This is a genomic window from Enterobacter sp. EGD-HP1 (genome assembly GCF_000733275.2).
Classification (GTDB): domain Bacteria; phylum Pseudomonadota; class Gammaproteobacteria; order Enterobacterales; family Enterobacteriaceae; genus Enterobacter.
In genome coordinates this window covers 275,917-297,866 of the sequence record NZ_AVOP01000023.1, presented here as the reverse complement: position 1 = coordinate 297,866, position 21,950 = coordinate 275,917, and the positions used below count along the sequence as shown (strand labels likewise).

Annotated in this window: 18 protein-coding genes, 1 tRNA gene and 1 pseudogene; 12 read left to right on the top strand and 8 right to left on the bottom strand. The window is 53.9% G+C overall.

Annotation, left to right across the window (positions count from 1 at the left end):
• Positions 1-12 precede the first annotated feature (12 nt).
• From N037_RS15070 to sfmF, 3 genes are read left to right on the top strand one after another with little or no spacing between them, the layout of a single operon-like run.
• Positions 13-2,574 (top strand): fimbrial biogenesis usher protein, encoded by a 2,562-nt coding sequence (locus tag N037_RS15070; RefSeq protein WP_032641901.1) that lies wholly within the window; start codon positions 13-15, stop codon positions 2,572-2,574.
• Entirely contained in the window at positions 2,567-3,574 is a 1,008-nt protein-coding gene (fimH, locus tag N037_RS15065) for a type 1 fimbria D-mannose specific adhesin FimH (protein ID WP_032641899.1), read from the top strand. Before N037_RS15070 ends, fimH begins: the two co-directional genes overlap by 8 nt.
• 9 nt (positions 3,575-3,583) lie before the next feature.
• Positions 3,584-4,105 carry a fimbria assembly protein gene (gene sfmF / locus N037_RS25240; RefSeq protein ID WP_032641896.1) on the top strand — a complete coding sequence of 174 codons (522 nt, stop codon included), beginning with the start codon at positions 3,584-3,586 and terminating at the stop codon, positions 4,103-4,105.
• Positions 4,106-4,156: 51 nt separating this feature from the next.
• Here sfmF and fimZ read toward each other — a convergent pair whose 3' ends face one another.
• From fimZ to N037_RS15045, 3 genes are all read right to left on the bottom strand, one after another.
• Positions 4,157-4,789: a fimbria biosynthesis transcriptional regulator FimZ gene (gene fimZ, locus N037_RS15055; protein ID WP_023334775.1), complete on the bottom strand. Its 633-nt coding sequence runs from the start codon at positions 4,787-4,789 to the stop codon at positions 4,157-4,159.
• Between the two features lie 800 nt (positions 4,790-5,589).
• A complete protein-coding gene (locus N037_RS15050; protein WP_023334776.1) occupies positions 5,590-6,318 on the bottom strand; it encodes a helix-turn-helix transcriptional regulator in 729 nt (242 codons plus the stop codon).
• Positions 6,319-6,342: 24 nt separating this feature from the next.
• On the bottom strand, positions 6,343-7,038 hold the full coding sequence (locus tag N037_RS15045) for an EAL domain-containing protein (protein ID WP_032641894.1): 696 nt from the start codon (positions 7,036-7,038) through the stop codon (positions 6,343-6,345).
• A gap of 278 nt (positions 7,039-7,316) precedes the next feature.
• Here N037_RS15045 and N037_RS15040 point away from each other — a divergent pair.
• From N037_RS15040 to yahO, 5 genes are all read left to right on the top strand, one after another.
• Positions 7,317-7,393: transfer RNA gene (locus N037_RS15040), tRNA-Arg, on the top strand.
• 348 nt (positions 7,394-7,741) lie between these two features.
• The gene (locus tag N037_RS15035; RefSeq protein ID WP_032641892.1) at positions 7,742-8,758 is read left to right on the top strand and encodes an iron ABC transporter substrate-binding protein; all 1,017 of its coding nucleotides are present in this window, start codon (positions 7,742-7,744) and stop codon (positions 8,756-8,758) included.
• Between the two features lie 24 nt (positions 8,759-8,782).
• Positions 8,783-10,357, top strand: a complete 1,575-nt coding sequence (locus N037_RS15030) for an ABC transporter permease (protein WP_032641890.1) — start codon at positions 8,783-8,785, stop codon at positions 10,355-10,357.
• A gap of 1 nt (position 10,358) precedes the next feature.
• Positions 10,359-11,390 carry an ABC transporter ATP-binding protein gene (locus tag N037_RS15025; RefSeq protein ID WP_032641889.1) on the top strand — a complete coding sequence of 344 codons (1,032 nt, stop codon included), beginning with the start codon at positions 10,359-10,361 and terminating at the stop codon, positions 11,388-11,390.
• Positions 11,391-11,539: 149 nt separating this feature from the next.
• Positions 11,540-11,815, top strand: a complete 276-nt coding sequence (gene yahO / locus N037_RS15020) for a DUF1471 family periplasmic protein YahO (protein ID WP_023310654.1) — start codon at positions 11,540-11,542, stop codon at positions 11,813-11,815.
• Between the two features lie 41 nt (positions 11,816-11,856).
• On the opposite strand, the gene N037_RS15015 is transcribed toward yahO, so the two are convergent.
• The 3 genes from N037_RS15015 to N037_RS15005 form a co-directional block, all read right to left on the bottom strand.
• Positions 11,857-12,750 (bottom strand): EAL domain-containing protein, encoded by an 894-nt coding sequence (locus tag N037_RS15015; protein ID WP_231686691.1) that lies wholly within the window; start codon positions 12,748-12,750, stop codon positions 11,857-11,859.
• On the bottom strand, positions 12,735-14,672 hold the full coding sequence (locus tag N037_RS25340; protein ID WP_032641885.1) for a methyl-accepting chemotaxis protein: 1,938 nt from the start codon (positions 14,670-14,672) through the stop codon (positions 12,735-12,737). The genes N037_RS15015 and N037_RS25340 overlap by 16 nt, the downstream gene beginning before the upstream one ends.
• A gap of 131 nt (positions 14,673-14,803) precedes the next feature.
• Entirely contained in the window at positions 14,804-15,274 is a 471-nt protein-coding gene (locus N037_RS15005) for a winged helix-turn-helix domain-containing protein (protein ID WP_023334786.1), read from the bottom strand.
• 537 nt (positions 15,275-15,811) lie between these two features.
• Between N037_RS15005 and N037_RS15000 the strand changes: the two genes are divergently transcribed.
• From N037_RS15000 to pheP, 4 genes and pseudogenes are all read left to right on the top strand, one after another.
• Positions 15,812-16,606: a winged helix-turn-helix domain-containing protein gene (locus tag N037_RS15000; protein WP_050511258.1), complete on the top strand. Its 795-nt coding sequence runs from the start codon at positions 15,812-15,814 to the stop codon at positions 16,604-16,606.
• On the top strand, positions 16,593-17,057 hold the full coding sequence (locus tag N037_RS14995) for a hypothetical protein (RefSeq protein WP_023334788.1): 465 nt from the start codon (positions 16,593-16,595) through the stop codon (positions 17,055-17,057). Before N037_RS15000 ends, N037_RS14995 begins: the two co-directional genes overlap by 14 nt.
• A gap of 25 nt (positions 17,058-17,082) precedes the next feature.
• Positions 17,083-17,549: pseudogene (locus N037_RS24675) on the top strand (hypothetical protein); the annotation flags it as partial.
• Positions 17,550-17,652: 103 nt separating this feature from the next.
• Positions 17,653-19,041: a phenylalanine transporter gene (gene pheP / locus N037_RS14985; protein ID WP_023334791.1), complete on the top strand. Its 1,389-nt coding sequence runs from the start codon at positions 17,653-17,655 to the stop codon at positions 19,039-19,041.
• A gap of 86 nt (positions 19,042-19,127) precedes the next feature.
• Here the strand turns inward: pheP and N037_RS14980 are convergent, their stop codons facing one another.
• Both N037_RS14980 and N037_RS14975 read right to left on the bottom strand, forming a co-directional pair.
• Positions 19,128-20,372 carry a mechanosensitive ion channel family protein gene (locus tag N037_RS14980; RefSeq protein WP_032641881.1) on the bottom strand — a complete coding sequence of 415 codons (1,245 nt, stop codon included), beginning with the start codon at positions 20,370-20,372 and terminating at the stop codon, positions 19,128-19,130.
• 65 nt (positions 20,373-20,437) lie between these two features.
• Positions 20,438-21,874, bottom strand: a complete 1,437-nt coding sequence (locus N037_RS14975) for an MFS transporter (RefSeq protein WP_032641879.1) — start codon at positions 21,872-21,874, stop codon at positions 20,438-20,440.
• Positions 21,875-21,950: the final 76 nt, after the last annotated feature.

The window sequence follows — 21,950 nt, the reverse complement described above, 5'->3', positions numbered from 1 at the left end:
AGAGTCAGGGCGATGAAAAACCACCAGAGACGTTACTGCCCGGTTGCACTGGCGCTGATGGCTGCGCTCTGGCCGCAGGCTGGCTGGAGCGAAAGTTATTTCAACCCGGCCTTTTTGTCCGACGACGCCGCCAGCGTGGCGGATTTGTCGCGCTTTGAACAAGGACACCAGCAGGCACCCGGCGTTTATCGCGTGGATATCTGGCGTAACGATGAGTTTATCGGAACCCAGGACGTGCGTTTTGAGCAGGCCGAAAACACGCCGCCTGTGGCGGGCGGCTTGTCGGCATGCATTACGCGCGCGATGCTCGATCGCTTTGGCGTCAACGTCGCGGCGTTTCCCGAGCTGGCTAAGGTGCAGGGCGAGACCTGCGTTCCATTGACCACGGCCATACCCGGCAGCGAAACGGTATTCAACTTTGCCTCACAGCGTCTGGACGTCAGCCTGCCGCAGGTGGCGTTGCAAAACAGCGCCCGGGGCTACATTCCGCCTGAACAGTGGGATGAAGGCATCCCCGCCGCGCTGGTGAACTACAGCTTCTCCGGTAACCGGGGAAGCGAAGACGACAGCTATTACCTCAACCTGCAGAGCGGGTTGAACTATGGCGCCTGGCGTTTACGTAACAACGGCGCGTGGCGGTACACGCAGAATAACGGGCAGCGGCACAGCGAGTGGCAGAATATTGGCACCTGGGCGCAGCGCACCGTCATCCCGCTTAAAAGCGAACTGGTGCTGGGCGACAGCAATACCGGAAATGACGTCTTCGACAGCGTCGGTTTTCGCGGCGGGCGGCTCTTCTCGTCCGACAGCATGTATCCGGACAGCCTTCAGGGCTACGCGCCGACCGTGCGCGGGATCGCCCGTACGCCTGCCAAAGTGGTGGTTCGCCAGAATGGCTACGTCATCTATCAAAGCTACGTCCAGCCGGGCGCATTTGCCATTACCGATCTTAACCCGACCTCCTCAAGCGGTGACCTGGAAGTCACGGTCGAAGAGAAAGACGGCACCCAGCAGCGCTATACCGTGCCGTACTCCACCGTGCCGCTCCTGCAGCGTGAAGGGCGCTGGAAGTACGACCTCGTCGCGGGGGATTACCGCAGCGGTAACAGCGATCAGGATACGCCGTTCTTCACTCAGGGCACCCTGATTACCGGTCTTGCCAACGGTTACACGCTCTACGGCGGTACGCAGCTGGCGTCACGCTATACCGCGGTGGCCGTCGGGGCCGGGAAAAACCTGGGTGACTGGGGGGCGGTCTCGCTCGATATTACCCACGCCCGCAGCCAGCTCGCGGACGACAGCAAGCATGAAGGGCAGTCTCTGCGCTTCCTCTATGCAAAATCCCTTAACGGCTTCGGCACCAACTTCCAGCTGCTGGGCTATCGCTACTCCACAAAAGGGTTTTACACCCTCGACGATGTCGCCTGGCGCTCAATGGAGGGCTATCAGTATGCCGATAGCCAGAACGACAGCGATGTGCCGGACGTGCAGAGCTACCACAACCTGACGTGGAATAAAAAAGGCCGCTTCCAGCTCAACGTTTCTCAGTCGCTGGGGGACTACGGCTCGGTCTATATCTCCGGTAGCGAGCAGACCTACTGGGGAACGGACGAGACGAATCTCTGGTACCAGCTGGGCTACGCGGGGGGCGTGAAGGGGATCAACTACTCCGTCTCGTGGTCGTGGAACAAATCCGTCGGGATAGACGGTACCGATCGGATCGCGTCGTTTAACGTCTCCGTGCCGTTCAGCCTCTTTACCCGTCAGGGCTATCGCCGGGACAGCGCGATTGACCGCGCCTACGCGACGGCATCCGCCAGTCGAAACAGCGATGGCGATACAAGCTGGCAAACCGGCGTCAGCGGAACGCTGCTGGAGGACCGCAACCTGAACTACAGCGTGACCCAGGGACACGCCAGCAACAATGGCTCAAGCGGAAGCGCCAGCGCCAACTGGCAGGCGACCTACGGCACGCTGGGCGTAGGCTACAACTACTCCCGCGATCAGCACGATCTCAACTGGCAGCTCTCCGGCGGGGTGGTCGGCCACGCCGACGGCGTAACCTTTAGCCAGCCGCTTGGCGACACCAACGTGCTGATCAAAGCGCCGGGGGCATCAGGCGTCAGTATTGAAAACCAGACCGGCGTGAAAACCGACTGGCGAGGCTACGCGGTGATGCCGTATGCCACCGTCTACCGCTACAACCGCGTGGCGCTGGATACTAACACCATGAGCAACAACACCGATATCGAAAACAACGTGAGCAGCGTGGTGCCGACCAAAGGCGCGCTGGTGCGCGCCAGCTTTGATACCCGCATTGGCGTGCGCGCCCTGCTGACGGTGATGCGCGGCAACCAGCCGGTGCCGTTCGGCGCGGTGGTGCGTGAGACCAAAAGCGGCGTCACCAGCATGGTGGGGGATGACGGACAAATATACCTGAGTGGGCTGCCGCTGGAAGGCGAACTGCTGATCCAGTGGGGCGACGGGGCGCAGTCCCAGTGTCGCGCACCTTACAGCTTGTCTGAACAGAGCCTGCAACAGGCAATCACACTTAAGGGGATCAGCTGTGATTAAAACTCAACTCTTTGCCTTGTCGCTGCTGGCGTTACTGCCTGCGACAAATGCGTTAGCGACCGTGTGCGTCAATGAAAACGGCGTGCCGACGGAAGTACATTACGACCTGACGGATAAATTCAACAGCTCGAATAACCAGATTGGGCAGGTCGTGACGCTCAGCGAGAAATCGCAGTGGGTAGGGGTAAATGCTGTCTGCCCGAAGGGCACGACCGGCAATACCACCAAGCGCAGCTATGTGACCGATTATCCGGTAACGGGGACCAGCGATGGCTACCAGTATCTGAAGCTTAACGACTATCTGGACGGGGCGATGAAAATTACGGACAGCTTTGCTGGCGTATTTTATCCGCCAAAAAGCTATATCCAGATGGGGAGCCATCCTAACGTCTCCAAAAACAAACCGTTTGGCGTTCAGGACTCCAGCCTGGTCTTCCGTCTTAAGGTGACCCGACGTTTTATCAACATGGTGGTGATCCCGCGTGCCACCATGTTCCGCGTTTACGTCACCACTACCTCTTCCGATCCGCTCACCACGCCGGTCTATACCATCAGCTACAGCGGAACCATTCAGGTACCGCAAAGCTGCGCCATCAATGCCGGAAACGTGGTGGAGTTTGATTTCGGCGACATTGGCGCCTCCTTGTTCAGCAAGGCGGGCGTGGGTAACAAGCCTGAAGGAGTCTCATCGCAAAGCAAAACCATCGCCATCAAATGCACCAACGTGGAGGCGAACGCCATGCTGACGATGCGCGTCGAGGCGGAAAAAGTCTCTGATAATGTGATGGTGTCGGATAACCCGGACGTGGGGTTCATCATTGCCAACGAGAGCGGGGCGCCGCTCACGCCCAACAACCTGACGAGCAAAATTCCGTTCCGCCTCGACGATAGCGCGCAGGCGCAGGTGGGGATCCGGGTCTGGCCGGTGAGCGTGACGGGCAATAAGCCGGCGGAAGGGCGCTTCACCTCGCGCGGATATCTGCGCGTGGATTACGACTAAGGAGCCGATATGCGAAACGGGATCCGTTTTATCACCGTGGCGCTCTTTGCGCTTTGCACGCAGGCTCAGGCGGACACCGCGTTGGGCGAGATTAATATTCAGCTCTACGGCAACATCGTCGATTTTACCTGCGTTGCCGAGGGCAGCGACAGCGACAAGACCGTCACGCTGGGCACCTGGCCCACGAAACAGCTCAGCACCACCGGGAGCCGCACGCAGCCTATGCCGTTTACGCTGAAGCTAACCGGCTGTCCGCCGGGTGCGGCATCCATCACGTTTTCGGGGAAAGCCGACGGGAGCAATAGCGGCTTGCTGGCGCTGAATGACGCCAGTACAGCAAGTCATGTCGCGGTGGAGATCAGGGATGCGGATAAAACGCGTCTGGCTCTCCAGCAGGCCAGCCAGCCGGTCTCGGTTGATGCTCAGGGGAATGCGATTCTGTCGTTTTATGCCAATTATATTGCCACTGCCGATAACCCTCAGCCCGGCCGTGCCGATGCGGATGCCACCTTCATGATTAACTATAATTAGCACTGACCGCACTCCCTGCAGCTCAGATAAACTGCAGGGAGTGAATTCAGGTTATAGCAGCTCGTGGGCTTTGGCGTAATCAATTAATTCCACGATGCTTTGCACGCCCAGCTTGGAATAAATATTGGATTTATGCGCGCTAATGGTCTTGTTGCTTAATAGCAGCTGTTCAGCAATTTCCTTGTTGGATAATCCATTCGCCAGATACCGTAATACCGTCACCTCGCGATTCGATAATGGCATATCCACCGCCATCCCTTTCCCTGAACCCAAATGGTTTATAAAGTTCAGCGTTTCCGATGGGAAAAAAGAATAGCCCATCAGGATCATTTCCACGGCGTTGTAGATCTCCCCTAAATCTTTTCGTTTACTGACGAAGCCATTTGCCCCGGCGCGAATAGCGCGACCCGCGTAAAATAACTCTGATTTAGACGAGAGGAACAGAACCTTAATGTCCTTGTTTAAGTTTCTGATTCTCTTAAGTAAAGCGAAAGCATCCGTGCCCGTGAGTTCAATGTCAAGGATCACCAGATCGATAGGGTGATTGCGGATACAGTCAAGGACTTCATGGCTATCGCCAGACTTGAGCTTGACTATGATATTCTTATTTTTCTGTAGCAGGACTTCTATCGACATTCTGACGATAGGATGTTCGTCCATAATGATAACGGATGCCGGTTTCATTTTTAATGCCTCAGATTGTTAAAAGCGTTATGCAGAGTTTGGTAAAACTCTCGAAATGCCGGAAGGATATAAAGTGCAGATCCCTATACCGTAGTATTTCCCTGGAAAGAGCGAAAGCATCCTTGTTTACGTAATGAAAAGAACTATGCCTCAGCGCGGTCATCTCATTAGGCTGGTGTTGGCAAAAAGGTTTTTCTTATTCATATTTGATACGCATCTTATTATACAGGGTAAGTTTTTTCCGAAAACCCTGTAAATTAATATGAGGGTATTGGTTTGTATTATCTTCTGGATCTGAATCGCTATTTTTTTAAAATTAGCGGAAATATCCTGTTATCTCATTTACCGCATATTTTCATCTTTATGTAATAACAAAAAATAACAGATATCTCTGTATGTTGATTAATTGTTAACAAAAATACACCTCTTTTAAAGGGGCTAACCCACAAAAGTGAGGTTAAAAATTGCCCTCGCAGGCCGTCAAACCTTCATCTGAAAGTGCTACCGCCGATCCGGATAACGGCGCCTGTCGTACAGGAGAACATGCTGTCCGCTTCGCTTTTTACTCCTGGTAGTTGTCGCTAAGCTGCTTGTTTTTACATCATTATCATCTTGTTAACGCCTTCTGCATTCACTTAACGGATGGAGGAAAGTGCTGCCGTTCCGCTAATCTGTGGCATTTCACAAGGTTCGCGCCCATAAATTAGGAATAGTTATAAAATCGATTTTATTGTTAAAAATTAACATTTATGCAACGCGATTGGTAAGTAAATTCCTAAACCGCTTTAGGAAATAAGGGGTTAGGACGTGAGTGAAAACGTGCAGTCTGAGAGGTTATTAAGAAGATGTAGCAATTCCTGGCGATGGCTTAGCCCCAGCTTCAGCAGGATGCAGCTGAGACGATAGATAATGCGGCTATAGGGTCGATTCTGCATCAGGGCAATCTGACGCAGCGTCTTGCCCCGGGAAAGCTCCTGCAGGATGGGCCATTCATTGCGCGAAAACCAGTCTTTATCGGTACCGGGCGGAGGGAGGGGATCCAGCAGGCTGTGCTGGAGCGCGGCGGCGTTCAGCTGACGCTCGAGCACATGAAAGGGACCTGCCGCTTTGCAGAAGAGGCGGGTGTCGTAATTATCGGCCCGGACTAACAGCCAGGGCGTCAGGAAAGGAGGAAACAGGCTATGCCGTCTCAACTGATCCAGTTTCTCCAGAAGCCCCGTGGACCGGCTTTCAACATCCACGACCAGACGGGCTGAGGGCCACTGTGTCTGAGCGATAAGGGCGTCATCCAGCGTGGTGTAGTCGCAGCAGCTGCTCAGGGGAAACTGCCCGTTGAGAAAACCGGTGCGCAGGTAGTGATCCTCCGTCACCAGAAGGATGAACGGGGCGTCTGTTTTGCGGGGCTGGCTGATGGACTGGCTCAAAAATTCGAGCCGGTCGAAAAAGGGGGGAGCAAAAGGTGAGCGCGTAAATCCCAGTGCATCACTTCCTGTACGCCGCCGCCGGTAACGGCGCACTGTCATTCGCATGGTCTCCCTCCTGGAAATGGCTTTTTAATCCTCCGGCCATGTCCAGGACGGCCAGTAATATCCCTGGCCGAGATCTGCGCCTGCCTGCAGTGCCCAGGTACGATCGCGTTCAGTCTCAATACCTTCGATAAGCACTTTCCCGGCCAGCTGAAAGCAAAGGGAAACCAGTTGCCTCAGCGCAGGGGTGTTGCGTAAACGCCAGAATGCTTCCTTATCTATTTTGATGCCGCTTAACGGGAGTCGGCAGGATAAAAACGACCGCGCTAAGGCGTCATCCACATCATCCAGCCAGATTGCGTGTCCCTGTCTGCTAAGCTGCTGCAGATTCTGAACCACATGCTGCTTCTGCGCGACGGAAAGCGCCATAAAGGACGCCGGATCGACAATCTCAATATTGAGCGGCACGCCTGGCAACCGGATAAGCCGCTGAAAAGAGGCAGGCTCTGTCAGGACGGTTATCGGCAGATTAATAAAAAGGTTATGACCGTGCGGCGTATTTTTTAACGCGGCAAGCTGAGCTTCAAGCAGCGTTATCGACCAGTCTGCGGACCGATCGCAAAAAAAGTCCTCGCTGTGCCGCGTGTCGGACAGAACGCTAAGGACCTCCACGCCAACCTGGCGCAAGGAGGAAAGGGCGACGATGGGCTCAAGCTTAATGCCGACGATGTCCTGAGAAATGTACTGTAACCGGGGCGTATCGATCAGGTTTTGCGCTGTCACTCCATTGTCCTGTTGTCTGTCAGCCTCCAGGCGGCCGGGATACCTGACCCTAGTGTGACGAGCTGACGTTCAGGAAAACAGCAGGCGTTACTTAAATGCAACTAAGCCTTTTCGCAGCGCTAAATTTTACGGTGAAACAGAGGGAAATGTTGAGAAAATAGCCGTATTTACAATCGGCTAGCGGTAATTGCCGTGGAAAACGGAAAAGGCATTGACTCACCTGCCATTGACCGTATAATTCTTCGCGTTTCACCGCCGCGAAGTTCACGCTTCTCAGTGCGCCCTTAGCTCAGTTGGATAGAGCAACGGCCTTCTAAGCCGTAGGTCGTAGGTTCGAATCCTACAGGGCGTGCCATTCAGCCTATACTGCTTTCATTTTCTCCTGTTTCCGACCAAGGTCATTCTGCTTCCTGAGTCCCTTATCGACCGTTTCTTAGCCCTGTGATACCGCCTTAAATAACGGATTAATAAATAGAAGGCTAATTAAAATCTGAGTATTTTAAACATTAAGGTTTTCTTAATCTTTTATTTGGCTCTGTTTTTAAATTAGATTTTTATCATCCTAATCGCCACGCCAGGGATATTTTACACTTTTACGCGTAAACTGGATTGATACTAATTATCATTAGCGTTGTTGTATGCTTTAATCCTGTCCCACAAAGCTATGAGTCGTTAATCCCGTTGGTCTATTAAGGATATGTTCATGAATTCTCGCCTGCTGTCCTGCTTCTCGCTTGCCTTGTTGTCTTCATCCCTTTTCCTTTCCACACAATCGGTTGCCGCCGATAACAACGAAGGTATCGTTGTTTATAACGCGCAGCACGAAAACCTGGTGAAGTCGTGGGTTGACGGTTTTACCAAAGAAACCGGCATTAAAGTGACTTTGCGTAACGGCGATGACAGCGAGCTGGGTAATCAGCTGGTTCAGGAAGGCAGCGCGTCACCGGCTGACGTATTCCTGACGGAGAACTCGCCTTCAATGGTGCTGGTGGATAATGCAAACCTGTTTGCGCCGCTGGATGCAGACACCCTGAAGCAGGTACCGGTAGAATATCGTCCGGCGCACGGCCGCTGGATCGGCATTGCCGCCCGCAGCACGGTGTTTGTCTATAACCCGGAAAAGCTGAACGAACAGCAGCTGCCTGAATCGCTGATGGATCTGGCAAAGCCCGAGTGGAAAGGCCGCTGGGCGGCATCACCGTCAGGCGCGGATTTCCAGGCCATCGTGAGCGCGATGCTGGCTCTGAAAGGCGAAAAGGCTACCCTGGAATGGCTTAAGGCGATGAAAGCCAATTTTGTTGCCTATAAAGGCAACAGCACGGTGATGAAAGCGGTCAATGCCGGCCAGATTGATGGCGGCGTGATTTATCACTACTACCGTTTTGTCGATCAGTCCAAAACCGGTGAAAACAGCAAAAACACCCAGCTCTACTACTTCAAACATCAGGATCCGGGCGCGTTTGTGAGCCTCTCCGGCGGCGGCGTGCTGGCGTCCAGCAAACACAAAGCGCAGGCGCAGGCCTTCATCAAATACATTACCGGTAAAGAAGGGCAGGAAAGTCTGCGTACCAACAACGCCTTTGAGTATGCGGTGGGCGTGAACGCGGCCTCAAACCCGAAACTGGTGCCGCTGAAAGATCTTGATGCACCGAAAGTTGAACCTTCAACGCTCAACAGTAAAAAAGTTATCGAGCTGATGACGCAAGCCGGTCTGCTGTGATCCTGAGAGTGAAGTGAACGTCTTATGTCTGGTCTGAGTCTCGACATCGGAAAAAACAGAGTGCAGGAGCCTGCCCGCAGGCGTCCTGCACTGCCGATGGTTGCGTTAGCTGTATTGTTTTCATTAATGGCGCTTCTGCCTTTGGGTTTTATCATTGCCATTGGCATTGAGACCGGCTGGGAAACCATTAAGGCGCTGGTGTTTCGCCCGCGCGTGGCTGAGCTGCTCAGCAACACGCTGTGGTTAACGGCTTTAGCCGTTCCGCTGTGTATCGTGACGGGCGTGGCGATAGCCTGGCTCACGGAGCGCACGCGGCTTGCCGGGCGCGGGATCTGGTCTGCACTGGCGGTCGCTCCGCTGGCGATCCCGGCGTTTGTGCAAAGCTATGCCTGGGTAAGCGTTGTCCCGTCCATGCATGGGCTCTCCGCGGGCGTGTTCCTCTCCGTTCTTGCCTACTATCCGTTTATCTATATGCCGGTTGCGGCGGTGCTGCGTCGCCTTGACCCGACGCTGGAAGATGTTGCCGCTTCGCTGGGTACGCCGCCGTGGCGGGTCTTTTTCCGCGTGGTACTGCCCCAGCTTAAGCTCGCTATCTGCGGCGGCGCGCTGCTGGTGGCGCTGCACCTGCTGGCGGAATATGGCCTGTACGTGATGATTCGCTTTGATACCTTCACCACGGCAATCTATGACCAGTTCCAGTCTACCTTTAGCGGCCCGGCGGCGAACATGCTGGCGGGCGTGCTGGCCTTGTGCTGTCTGGCTATCCTGATGCTGGAGGGGGTAACGCGCGGCAAAGCACGCTACGCGCGTATTGGCGCGGGGGCCGCGCGCGAGCAAAAACGCTGGCCGCTGAAGCCTGCGGCTGCCGCGCTGGGGCAGCTGTTTTTCATCGTGCTGATCGCGCTGGCGCTGGGCGTGCCGTTAATTGTCCTGTGTCGCTGGATTTGGCTCGGCGGCGTGCAAAACTGGATGAGTCCCGATCTCTGGCACTCGCTGCGCCAGACGCTGATGCTCGGCGTGGGCGGAGCGCTCCTGACGACGGCGTGCGTGATCCCCATCGCGTGGCTCGGTATCCGCTATCCACACCGTATCTTCCGTATGCTGGAAGGGTGTATCTATATCACCAGCTCGCTGCCGGGGATTGTCACCGCTCTCGCGCTGGTCACGGTCACCATTCATTACGCCCGCCCCATTTATCAGACGGAAATTACCCTGTTCCTTGCCTATCTGCTGATGTTTATGCCCCGCGCGCTCATCAACCTGCGGGCGGGGATTGCGCAGGCGCCGGTTGAGCTGGAGAACGTGGCGCGCAGCCTGGGCAGCACGCCTGCGAAGGCGCTCTGGAGCGTCACGATGCGGCTGGCCGCGCCGGGTGCGGCGGCGGGTGCCGCGCTGGTTTTCCTCGGCGTCAGCAACGAGTTGACCGCCACGCTGCTGCTCTCTCCACTGGGAACGCGCACCCTCTCCACCGGATTCTGGGCGCTGACCAGCGAGATTGACTATGTGGCCGCCGCGCCTTACGCGATGCTGATGATCCTGATTTCACTCCCGCTGACCGCCATTCTCTATATGCAGTCGAAAAAAATTGCAGGGCTATGACATGCTTGAATTAACCGCCATTTCTAAATCGTTTTCTGACGTGCAGGTGCTCGACAGCTTAAACCTGAGCGTGGCGCCGGGGAGCAGGACGGCGATTGTCGGGCCGTCCGGGTCGGGGAAAACCACGCTGCTGCGTATTCTTGCCGGGTTCGAAACGCCTGACACCGGGCGCATTGTCATGCAGGGGAGAACGCTGTTTGATGAAAACCGTTTTGTCCCTGCCCACCAGCGCGGGATCGGTTTTGTCCCTCAGGAGGGCGCGCTGTTCCCGCACCTCAACGTGGCAGACAACATTGCCTGGGGGCTGGACGGCACCCGCCACGAGAAGCGCCAGCGCGTTGAGACGCTGATGGAGATGGTTTCTCTGGACAGGCAGCTCGCAACCCACTGGCCCCACGAGATTTCTGGCGGTCAGCAGCAGCGCGTGGCGCTTGCCCGCGCGCTGGCCCAGCGTCCTTCCCTGATGCTGCTGGATGAACCGTTCTCGGCGCTGGATACCGGCCTGCGCGCCATGACGCGTAAGGCAACGGCCGATCTGCTGGCCGAAGCGGGCGTGGCCTCGATTCTGGTCACCCACGATCAGAACGAGGCGTTGTCCTTTGCCACGCAGGTTGCCGTCATGCGCGCCGGACGCTTCACGCAGGTCGGTACGCCTTATGACGTCTACACCCGTCCGGTTGATGAAGAGACGGCGCTGTTTCTTGGCGATGCCGTGATCCTGCCTGCTCGGCTCGCTGCCGGGTATGCCGTGTGCGCGCTGGGTGAAGTGCCAACGGACAACGCGCAGGCGACAGGTCAGGGCAGGGTCATGATGCGCCCTGAACAATTACGCGTGACGGCATGTGCAGCGCATGAAAGCCCGATCTCGATTCTTGATGTGGACTTCACCGGCCAGCTGTCGACGCTCACCCTTGCGTTAGCCGGGGAGAAACACCCCGTGATTCTGAAGACCGTAAGCCAGCCAGGATGGAACCCGGGCACGGCGGTACGCATTGATATTACTGGCACCGCGCGGGTATTCGAATATTCTTAATATTCGTTAGTAATTTCATGCAACGGATTGTAATAAAAGAATTTTCCTGAGCGTATGGCATTTCCTGAGATTCTCTACCATGCTCATAAAACCTCACCACAATGCGTGAGGTTTTTCGTAGTTGCTGATTAATCTCAAGGAAAAAGGTTATGAAAAAGACGACTGCTATTTTGTTGGGAACGGCGTTACTGTTTACAACCAATGCTTTTGCTGCACAGCTGCTGACTAAAAGCGAGTTCAAGAAAGTTGCGTCTCAGTATAAAAAAATCGGTACGGTAAACACCTCGAATGAAGTATCGGTTGATGATGCAAAAAAAGAACTGATTGAGAAAGCCGATAAGAAAGGCGCGGATGTCCTGGTACTCACGTCAGGGAACACCAATAATAAAATTCACGGTACGGCCAATATCTACAAGAAAAAATAACGTCATTGCAGCCACCCCCAAAGCGGGGTGGCTGTGCTTCATCATGCGTGAATTCTTTCGATAATTTCATGAATTTTCATCGGCTTGCAGAAAAAATAACCTTGTAAAAAATCGCTATTCTTTAAGCGCAGGTAGTCAGCCTGAGCCTCTGTTTCAACGCCTTCTGCAATAATGCTGAGATGCATTTTTTTTGCCAGCTCGATAAGGCTGTCCACGAGCCGGGTATCGCCATTTTCACAAATCTGGCTAACAAACAGTTTGTCTATCTTGATGAATTCGGGTTCCAGCGAGTGAATGTAAGCGAGGTTTGAATAGCCTGTCCCGAAGTCATCCAGCGCCAGCGCGATATTGGATTGACGAAGCGTTGCAAACCATTCACTCAGTTGTGGCGTAAAATGCAGCGGATTTTGTTCCGTGATTTCGATGACCAGCTGAATCTGACCCACTGCAAGTTTTTGCAAAAGCTCAAGAGTATCTGTTTCGAAGCGCGGATCGAGACAGTTATGGGGGCTCAGATTAAGGTTGATATAGAGCCGATCGGGAAAGAGATGGATGCAAGGCTGGAGATCGGCAATAACCTGCTGAATCAGATGATGCGTGAGTGGGGCAATCAGCCGGTGCTTCTCCGCCAGTGGGATAAAGGTATCCGGAGACACTGGGCCATACAGCGGATGATTCCAGCGAGCAAGGACTTCGATACCCGCAATGTTGCCCGTCTGGCTGTCAAAAAAGGGCTGGTAGACCGGCACAATCTCGCGCTTTTCAATCGCCGCGCTCAAGGTGCTTTCCGGGGAGTGGCTAAACAGGCGAGCCAGCAGGGTGGTGAAGCTGCCGAGCATTCCCGGAATTGATTTTGTCATGGTTATCATCGAGAGCCTTAAACGCGCGGCGGCGTGTCCCGGCAGCCGCGCGGAAGTTATCAGAATTTGACCCATTCGTCCTGGTTACGGGGGGAAGGTCGTTTAAAAGGTGCTACGCTGGTGGTCTGTATGCTCTCTTTTGACTGGAGCTCAGGACGCAGGGCGTGAGCTTTCGAGACGCGAAAAATCGATACCACTTTTTCAAGTTGAACCGCCTGGGCCTCCAGAGAACTGGCCGCAGCAGAAGACTCTTCGACCAGGGCGGCATTTTGCTGAGTCGTGGTGTCCATTTCAGCCATGGCCTGGGCAATTTGTGAAATTCCGCGGCTCTGCTCATCGGTGGCAGCGGCAATTTCGTTCATGATGTCACGCACCTGCGCTACGGATGTCTCAATTTTCGTCATTGCATCACCCGCGCTTTCAACCAGACTAAAGCCGGTATCCACATGCACGACCGATTCTTTAATCAGGTTTTCAATCTCTTTAGCGGACTGCGCGCTGCGCTGGGCAAGTGTTCGCACTTCAGCGGCGACAACGGCGAAGCCTTTACCCTGATCGCCTGCCCGGGCGGCTTCAACGGCGGCATTCAGCGCCAGAATGTTGGTCTGGAAGGCGATACTGTTAATGACGGAGGTGATCTCTGAAATACGGTGCGAACTGCTGCGCACGTTTTTCATCGTATCGATCACCTTCATTGAGAGCTGGCTGCCTTCCGTCGCGTTTTGCGAGGCTTCATCTGCCAGGCGCCGCGCGTGGTTGGCATTTTCAGCGTTGAGCGCGACGGTAGAGGTTAACTCTTCCATGCTGGCGGCGGTTTCGACGACGGCGGCTGACTGCTGCTCGGTCCGCGACGACAAGTCCATATTGCCCGCGGCAATTTCTGAAGACGAACGCGCGACGCTATCTACCCCATTGCGCACATCATTAATGATGTTTTGCAGGTTTGCATTCATGGTTGCGACGGCCTGCATTAGCAGTCCTGGCTCATCACGACGCGCGCTGGTCAGGGTGCTGGTGAGATCGCCGCTGGCGATTTGCTCCGCGACGCGCAATGTTTCATTAAGCGGACGGGTGATGGACAGGGTGATGCCCATTGCCAAAAAGATGCCAAGCGCAAGACCGATTGCGGCAACAACGCCCATTTGTAATTGAACGCTATCCACCGTATCGGCCACTTTTTTCTGCTGGAGGCTAAATAGCGTCTGTATGGCATGCGTTAACGTTATGGCTTTACCGGTTAAGGTATCGGAGAGCGTCGACTGTTTATTCCAGACGTTTTGGTAATTCTGCAGCTCAGCCGCGACGTTTTCCATGTCCTCAAGACCAGACTGCAACCAAACCTTTTGTTCCCGGGTAGCAACCGGTAACAGTTGTTCGGTATCTGATTTCGCTGAATCGAGACGCTCGCGGATCCCTTTCATTAACTTATCGCCAGGATGCTGTTTATAAAGCGTTACCTGAGTGTCAATGTCGCTCATGGTAAAAGCAATCTGTGCAGCTATAAGGGTATGCTGAGAGTCCAGCGTACCATTACGGCTTAACGCTGAAGCCAGCACGGAGTTATCGCATAAACCCTGGGTGTTGAGTTTTTGTTCACTGATTCTTTTTTCTGAAAGGGATTTTGTGAAAGGCAACAGGGTAGCGACATAGCTATTCACCGCATTTGCCGTATCATCCAGCGCTTTTTTTCCCTCCGGGGACCAGGGCAGCTTTTCCATACTGGCGACAATGCTCTGCATGCGTTGCGTGCCTGCGTTGGTCTGCTCCAGGTACTTCTGATCAAGGGTGTACTGGAAATTCGTCCGCCCTAAGCGGACCTGCGAAAGTGCGTTAAACATATCGGCGGTATGGCCGTTTTTATCGACTTTATCCTGAATGTTGCTAAGACCCAGAAAACCTGAAATCAGAATAGCAATCGTCACGAGCAATACGAGGGAAAAACCCAAAAATAACTTGTTACGGACTTTTAAATTGGCAAAATGGTTGATTATGCTCATATATAATTCCAGTGTTGGTATAAACCAAACAACAATGCTAATAAATCATTAACGAAAGAATTGATGCTGAAGAGAGATAATAAAAAAAAGCCCCTCGCACAGGTGCTCAGGGCAAAAAACCTGAGTTGACATCACTCACTCAGGCTATCTGTCGTCTCCTCTTTTTTAACGGAATGAGCTGGGAGTTCGCTCATTCTGTAATAAACGGGGATTACATCTGGATAGTTAATAATGTAACCACGCCCTTTAATGTTGCGAATAAAATCTTCGGGTAAGCCTAAGACATTCAGTTTGTTCGTTAGATTATGCAAAACTTGCCATAATCGCTGTGTGGAAGGACTCAGGTTATGCGCCTCCCAAACTTCTTCAAATAACTCTTCTTTTGAGACTGGTCTGGTTCTGCCATTCTTCAATAAAAAAAGAAAAAGTCTAAGCATCGTTTCATTAAAATAGATTGATGCGAATGCAATGCTTTTATCTGTGTGACTGCCTGTGAGTCGGTATAGTCTGCGATTAGATATATCAAAATGGATTTCTTCGCCGATCATAAATCCATATAGTCGATAGCCCATATCATTTACCCACAATTGAGAAACTAACATGCACTCCTACATATAAGCCTGAGATAATCCTTACTCTTTATGTGGTGGATTATATGGCTGCTATGAATGCATTCCAATACACACCCCGACGCGCTATAAGAAACCGGATAGGCCTTACCCTGGCATGGAGTTTTTGTCGATGTAAGTCGTATTTTTAGTTTAAAAAACTACATGGAGTGCATTTGTAGTGCACTCATTCTGTAAATGACTATTCAGCTGATGACTCAAGATAAAATGCTTATTTTAGGAAACTCTCAGCATTTCTCTCTATCTTCTTTGCCAGAAGAGGGTTTCCTGGCGCATCGTTTCGACAACCCCTACATTACGGTGCGTCAGCGATAAAGAGGAGTGAAGTTAAATGATTTATACTGACTAAGAAAAACCTTAAGCATGGCGTTACGATACAAAGTGCCGTCTTCGAAAGGTGTAGTGGGTTGATGTGAAAGCCTTAATTTCTGAATCAGAAAGCGGAAACGGACGCGTAAACATAATAATGATGAATGTACTACTTCCCTTTACCCTCATGGTTGATGCGTCATGAAGTCTGTCTTTTTGATAAATGGCTTAGTGCTTTTTGAGCCCGAGCAGCGTCGACTCTGTCAGCTTTCGGGCTACCCCGAGCGTGCTGTTATCCTGCACGGTCCGGTTAGTGAATGCCTGCTGCTGCTGCTTGAACACAACGGCGAAGTGCTTACACAGCGTTATCTTTTTTCGGCGGTTTGGGAAAAACAGGGCGCGATAGTCTCGACTAATGCGCTATACCAGACGATCGCTTCCATTCGTAAAGCGCTCAAGATGGCTGGTCTGGCAGAGAATGTTGTGCAAACTGTTCCCAAGGCGGGGTTTAAGTCGATTGCACACATTCAAACGGGGACGGTAGAACGCTTTATCTTGCTGGACGTCGCAGCACCGGAGAGTTTGCCCCCTGAATCTTATATCCCGCCACCCTGCGTAACAGATAGCCGGTTCCCTTTTTTCTCGAAAAAAATAGCGTATGGGGCGGCCTCTGCGGTTTTATTTATCCTCTCGTGTACGGTGCTGTTTCAACAGCTACATGTACAGGATTCCGGATTTAAAGCATATCAACCGATAGGTAATATCGCAGGTTGCGACGTTTACTCTTCGTGGCACGATAAAATAAAAAGCCAGGGTATTTATACCGCGTTGACAAAACGTTATTCCATTCAGTGCAATGCTGGTGGGGTAGCCTATATGACGATCAATCGTTTTCAAGACGGCACGTCGGTGATTGTATGCGATAAATTACCCGATATTGCTGGCGCTCAGTGTGATTCAATCATGTATAGGAAGCAATATCATGAAAATGACTAGTCGTAAGGCGTGCGGATTGGTCATTATGCTGATGATTGCCGCGCCATTATTTTACGCCTGGTACATGCATTATCAGCAGAATCACTTTACCTGCGAGAGCCATTTAATCATTGTTGAAGATGATTCCCGGGTGGATTCCCTTATGACGTTTACATTTAATAATGGCAAAGGCACCTACGATTCCACCGGAGAGTATAGTCAGTCGGGCCAGCAGACGGTCATCGTCAGCAATAAGATAGCCTTCAATTACTGGCGTGAGGAGGGGCGAGTGATTATGGTCTCCAGCGACACTAACGAACTGCCGAAAAAAGACGTACTCTTTCGCCGACATATTCCTGATTTTTTCCATTATCGCGATCATGGCATTAGTGTGGACATCGTTCCGGTAAATGCCTCTGGCTATCTCTTCACCTTCGGAAATTCCCCCGCGTTCTACTGTGCCAAAGGATGAGTAGACGCCCCTTTCATCGCGCATCCTGGATACCAACCGCATCAGCGATTCCGTCAGCGGCATGGCGGGCGTTCGCGGTAGCTTCAATACTGGCCTCGTCTCGCACAAGGTCAACGTCGGCTATTCGGCGATGACCAAAAACGAAAAAATCGCGTGGAAAATGTCGGCGACGAAGGATAACCCGACGACCAACATCTACCACAACACCGGCGTCGAGATGCCGGACAGCACCAACTTCAACGGCTCTGGCGGGAAGTACAGCGATCCGCTGACCAGCGTAACCGTGGCGTGGAGCTGAACGTCTTCGGCGAGCCAGTGCTGGGGATGCGTTATCGCTTCGCGGTGAACCACAATGAAAACCAGATGACGGTTCGTGTGGGCATCGACAACGTGACCAATGAAAACTAATGGGCCAGCGTGGACGATTCCGGTACCTATATTACGCAGGGCGAACCGCGCACCTTTAAGGTCTCGGTTGGCTACGCGTTTTAAGCGTTCCACCTCGTTATCCGGGGCAGGGATGCCCCAATCCCTTGCTACCTCCAGCATGAAGTGTTAAAACGTGCCCCTTCTAAAAAAGAGACAGGGGTAGGACGTGAAAGACGCGTCATCCGCTTCAGGCCATGGTAGCGCTGAAGCCTCGTCGGATCAGAATCCGACGCTGCAACGTGGTTTGCAAAATCGACATATTCAGCTCATTGCCCTTGGCGGCGCGATCGGTACCGGGCTGTTTCTCGGTATCGGCCCCGCTATTCAGATGGCTGGCCCGGCGGTTCTGCTGGGTTACGGTATCGCCGGGATTATCGCCTTCCTGATCATGCGCCAGCTTGGCGAGATGGTTGTTGAAGAGCCGGTTTCAGGCTCCTTCGCGCACTTTGCTTATAAATACTGGGGCCCGTTTGCAGGCTTCCTGTCCGGCTGGAACTACTGGGTCATGTTCGTGCTGGTGGGGATGGCGGAGCTGACCGCCGCAGGCATTTACATGCAGTACTGGCTGCCGGATGTCCCGACGTGGATCTGGGCGGCGGCCTTTTTCATCATTATTAACGCCGTTAACCTCGTCAACGTGCGCCTGTATGGCGAAACCGAGTTCTGGTTTGCGCTGATCAAGGTGCTGGCGATTATCGGGATGATCGGCTTTGGCCTGTGGCTGCTGTTCTCCGGTCACGGCGGCGAGCGCGCCACGATCGACAACCTGTGGCAGCACGGTGGCTTCCTGGCCACCGGCTGGAAAGGGCTGATTCTCTCCCTGGCAGTGATCATGTTCTCCTTCGGTGGATTAGAGCTGATTGGTATTACCGCTGCGGAAGCGCGCGACCCGCATAAAAGCATTCCCAAAGCGGTCAACCAGGTGGTGTACCGTATTCTGCTGTTCTACATCGGCTCGCTGGTGGTGCTGCTGGCGCTCTATCCGTGGGTGGAAGTGAAGTCCGACAGCAGCCCGTTCGTGATGATTTTCCACGATATGAACAGTAACCTGGTGGCCTCGGCGCTGAACTTCGTCATTCTGGTGGCGTCTCTGTCGGTCTATAACAGCGGCGTTTACTCCAACAGCCGTATGCTGTTTGGCCTCTCCGTACAGGGCAACGCGCCGAAGTTCCTCACCCGCGTCAGCCGTCGCGGCGTGCCGGTGAACTCCTTGTTCCTTTCCGGCGCAATCACCTCGCTGGTGGTGCTGATCAACTATCTGCTGCCGAAAGAGGCCTTTGGCCTGCTGATGGCGCTGGTTGTCGCCACGCTGCTGCTGAACTGGATCATGATCTGCCTGGCGCACCTGCGATTCCGCGCCGCGATGCGCCGCAAGGGACGCGAAACGCAGTTCAAAGCGCTGCTTTACCCGGCGGGGAACTACATCTGTATCGCTTTCCTGGGGCTGATTCTGGTGCTGATGTGCACCATGGATGAGATGCGCCTGTCGGCGATGCTGCTGCCGGTGTGGGTTATCTTCCTGTTTATTGCTTTTAAGCTCTCGCGCAAAAAGTAGCGTGTTTTTCTCCCTCTCCCTGTGGGAGAGGGCCGGGGTGAGGGCACCAGACCGCACCTGTCTTCACGCCCGGTGTCCGAAACAGATTATTTGACGATAACGCCCGCCAGGGCGCGAATATCATTCCCCGTCGGCGACTGGTGAATACGCAGCCCAAATTCATCCACCACCGCAAAAATATGGTCGAAGATGTCGGCCTGAATCTCCTCATATTCTGCCCAGACCACCGTGTTGGTGAAGGCATATATTTCAATCGGCAAACCGTTCGCGTCAGGCGCTAGCTGGCGCACCATCAGCGTCATATCTTTGCGAATGCGCGGGTGGTTGCGCAGATATTCATTCAGGTAGGCGCGGAAGGTACCAATATTGGTCATCTTACGCAGGTTTAATACCGACTCCCCTTCGCCGTTCTTCTGATTCCACAGGTTAATTTCCTCATGTCGCGCGGACAGATAGGGCTTCAGCAGCTTCGCCTGAATGAGTTTCTGCTGCTCCTGTTCGTCGAGAAAATGAATGCTGGTGGTATCAATATTCAGGCTGCGCTTAATACGTCGCCCGCCGGAGGCAGACATGCCGCTCCAGTTAATAAAGGCGTCGGAGACCAGCGCCCACGTCGGAATGGTTGTAATCGTATTATCGAAGTTGCGTACCTTCACGGTGGTCAGGCCAATGTCCGTCACCGTACCGTTAGCGCCGTATTTCGGCATCTCCAGCCAGTCGCCGAGCTTGAGCATGTCGTTGGCGGAAAGCTGAATACCCGCCACCAGTCCGAGTATCGGGTCTTTAAATACCAGCATCAGAACGGCGGCCATGGCGCCCAGACCGCTTATCAAAATCGCCGGGGACTGGCCGATCAGCAGGGAGATAATCAATATCCCCACCAGGATGGCGCTCACCAGCTTGATGCCCTGGAAGATCCCCTTCAGCGGCAGCTGTGATGCGGTGGCCATTTTCTGCGACAGGTTAAAAATCACGTCCAGCAGCGAGAAGAAAGAGAGCAGGGCATACACCATCACCCACAGCTTTGCGCAGGTGGTGAGAATTTCCGCTGCTTCGCTGCCCTTTTGCAGCCACAGTACCGCCTGGACGTTGACGATTATCCCCTGAAGGGTGAAGGCCAGACGGTGAAATAATTTATTCTGGGTAATGATCTGCAGCCATAAATGGCTGCTGGCCTGCGCGCGTTTTTCGAACGCGCGAAGCACCACTTTGTGCAGAATAAAATGAACGATGATGGCGGTAAGAAAAATAATACCAAAGATAATCACTAAAGAAGTAGTGTGATTAATTTCAATGCCTAACTCTTCAACCTGAGCAATTAATTCCTGCATAACGTCTCCTGTATTGATGCAGCCCCATAATGGCGGCTGCGGATCTATTATGCAAATTCACGGGCTTATTTGGTGGCCTGGCAGACCTTTACCATCGGCAGGCACAGGCGATGGCGGATGTGCAGCGTCGCCAGGGCAAGCACCACCATCATCGCCGTTTCCACCATCAGGAAGACGTTCACCGCCTGGGTGTAATCCCCGTGATGGTTCTGCAGCGCGTGGAGCAAAATCGCGCCAAAAATGGCCGGGCCAAGCCCCAGCGCGGCCTGCTGCAGCGTGCTGAGAATGGCGCTCGCGGCACCCGCGTCGTCAGGCTGAATATCGCGCATCCCGATGCGGTAGAAGCTGTTCACGATCAGCGCCTGCCCGTAGCCGACCAGCCCGGTCGCGGGCGCCAGCGTCAGGGCGGTGTTATCCATTCCCCACACCCGGAACGTAACAATCAGCGCCAGCAGACCGGTAATCTGGATCGCCAGTCCCGTCAGCAGAATGGTACTGGTGCTGTAGCGGGCGATCAGCCGCGGCGCGAACCACGCGGAGATAAAATAAGTCACCCCGAGGGCGATAAAACTGTTCCCGGACTGCCACGGTGCCATCCCCAGACCGGTTTGCATGGTCAGCGCCATACAGAACATAAACCCGGACCAGACGCTGAAAAAGAGCATCGCAATCAGAATGCCAAAGCGGACGCTGCGAAGCTGCAGCAGGCGCGGCGGGATCAGCGGATGGGCATTCTCACGCTCCTTTTTGCGCGCATTCAGCGCCATCAGCCAGGCCAGTGGAATAATGGCAATTAGCGCTGTCTTCAGCGGCCACGACCAGTGCCACTGTGGGCCAAGCGCCATCGGGAACAGCAGGCAGCAGAGAATAATCGCCAGCAGCCCGGTGCCGGTCCAGTCGATGCGCGACGGTGTATCGCGGCGGGTTTCCGGCACGTAGCGGCGGCTTAACGCCAGCACCACCAGGCAGATCGGCACGTTGATAAAGAAGGCGTTCCGCCAGCCCAGCCCGGCAATATCCGCCGATACCAGCCAGCCGCCGCCCATCTGGCCGACGATAAACGCAATCCCACCGATGCCGCCAAACAGGCTAATGGCTTTGGCGTGCGCCGTACCCTTTAAGGTCACGTGCAGCGTGGCGAGAATTTGCGGCATGATGAGCGCCGCGCCCGCGCCCTGAACGATTCGCGCGGCCAGCAGCTGTTCGATATTGCCCGCGATGCCGCACAGCAGCGAGGCCAGGCCAAAGCTCGCGACGCCCCACATAAACAGACGCCGACGGCCAACGTTATCCCCCAGCTTGCTGCCGAGCGCCAGGCAGACGGCGAAGGCCACGCCGTAGAGGGCGACAATCAGCTCCAGCTCGGTGGCGGTGGCGTGCAGCGAATGGGTGATGGCGTCCAGCGCCACGTTGGTGATTGAGGTATCAATCATCGGCAGCATCTGGCCGGTTAGCAGCAGTATCAGGCCAGCGCGGCCCGGTGAAACAACTGACGTATTCATGGTAACTCCATTGCGTCATTCATCAGATGGTCGTAGCATCAACCATCTGATAAACGGGTACCAGTTCTTGCTTATA

What these genes read in the sequence shown, in the direction of transcription:
- N037_RS14980 (WP_032641881.1), bottom strand. Translation starts at nt 20,372, where the DNA reads ATGCAGGAATTAATTGCTCAGGTTGAAGAGTTAGGCATTGAAATTAAT.
- N037_RS15005 (WP_023334786.1), bottom strand. Translation starts at nt 15,274, where the DNA reads ATGTTAGTTTCTCAATTGTGGGTAAATGATATGGGCTATCGACTATAT.
- N037_RS14975 (WP_032641879.1), bottom strand. Translation starts at nt 21,874, where the DNA reads ATGAATACGTCAGTTGTTTCACCGGGCCGCGCTGGCCTGATACTGCTG.
- N037_RS15015 (WP_231686691.1), bottom strand. Translation starts at nt 12,750, where the DNA reads ATGGGTCAAATTCTGATAACTTCCGCGCGGCTGCCGGGACACGCCGCC.
- N037_RS15035 (WP_032641892.1), top strand. Translation starts at nt 7,742, where the DNA reads ATGAATTCTCGCCTGCTGTCCTGCTTCTCGCTTGCCTTGTTGTCTTCA.
- N037_RS14995 (WP_023334788.1), top strand. Translation starts at nt 16,593, where the DNA reads ATGAAAATGACTAGTCGTAAGGCGTGCGGATTGGTCATTATGCTGATG.
- N037_RS15050 (WP_023334776.1), bottom strand. Translation starts at nt 6,318, where the DNA reads ATGCGAATGACAGTGCGCCGTTACCGGCGGCGGCGTACAGGAAGTGAT.
- N037_RS15030 (WP_032641890.1), top strand. Translation starts at nt 8,783, where the DNA reads ATGTCTGGTCTGAGTCTCGACATCGGAAAAAACAGAGTGCAGGAGCCT.
- N037_RS15000 (WP_050511258.1), top strand. Translation starts at nt 15,812, where the DNA reads ATGAAGTCTGTCTTTTTGATAAATGGCTTAGTGCTTTTTGAGCCCGAG.
- N037_RS15025 (WP_032641889.1), top strand. Translation starts at nt 10,359, where the DNA reads ATGCTTGAATTAACCGCCATTTCTAAATCGTTTTCTGACGTGCAGGTG.
- yahO (WP_023310654.1), top strand. Translation starts at nt 11,540, where the DNA reads ATGAAAAAGACGACTGCTATTTTGTTGGGAACGGCGTTACTGTTTACA.
- sfmF (WP_032641896.1), top strand. Translation starts at nt 3,584, where the DNA reads ATGCGAAACGGGATCCGTTTTATCACCGTGGCGCTCTTTGCGCTTTGC.
- N037_RS15070 (WP_032641901.1), top strand. Translation starts at nt 13, where the DNA reads ATGAAAAACCACCAGAGACGTTACTGCCCGGTTGCACTGGCGCTGATG.
- fimZ (WP_023334775.1), bottom strand. Translation starts at nt 4,789, where the DNA reads ATGAAACCGGCATCCGTTATCATTATGGACGAACATCCTATCGTCAGA.
- N037_RS25340 (WP_032641885.1), bottom strand. Translation starts at nt 14,672, where the DNA reads ATGAGCATAATCAACCATTTTGCCAATTTAAAAGTCCGTAACAAGTTA.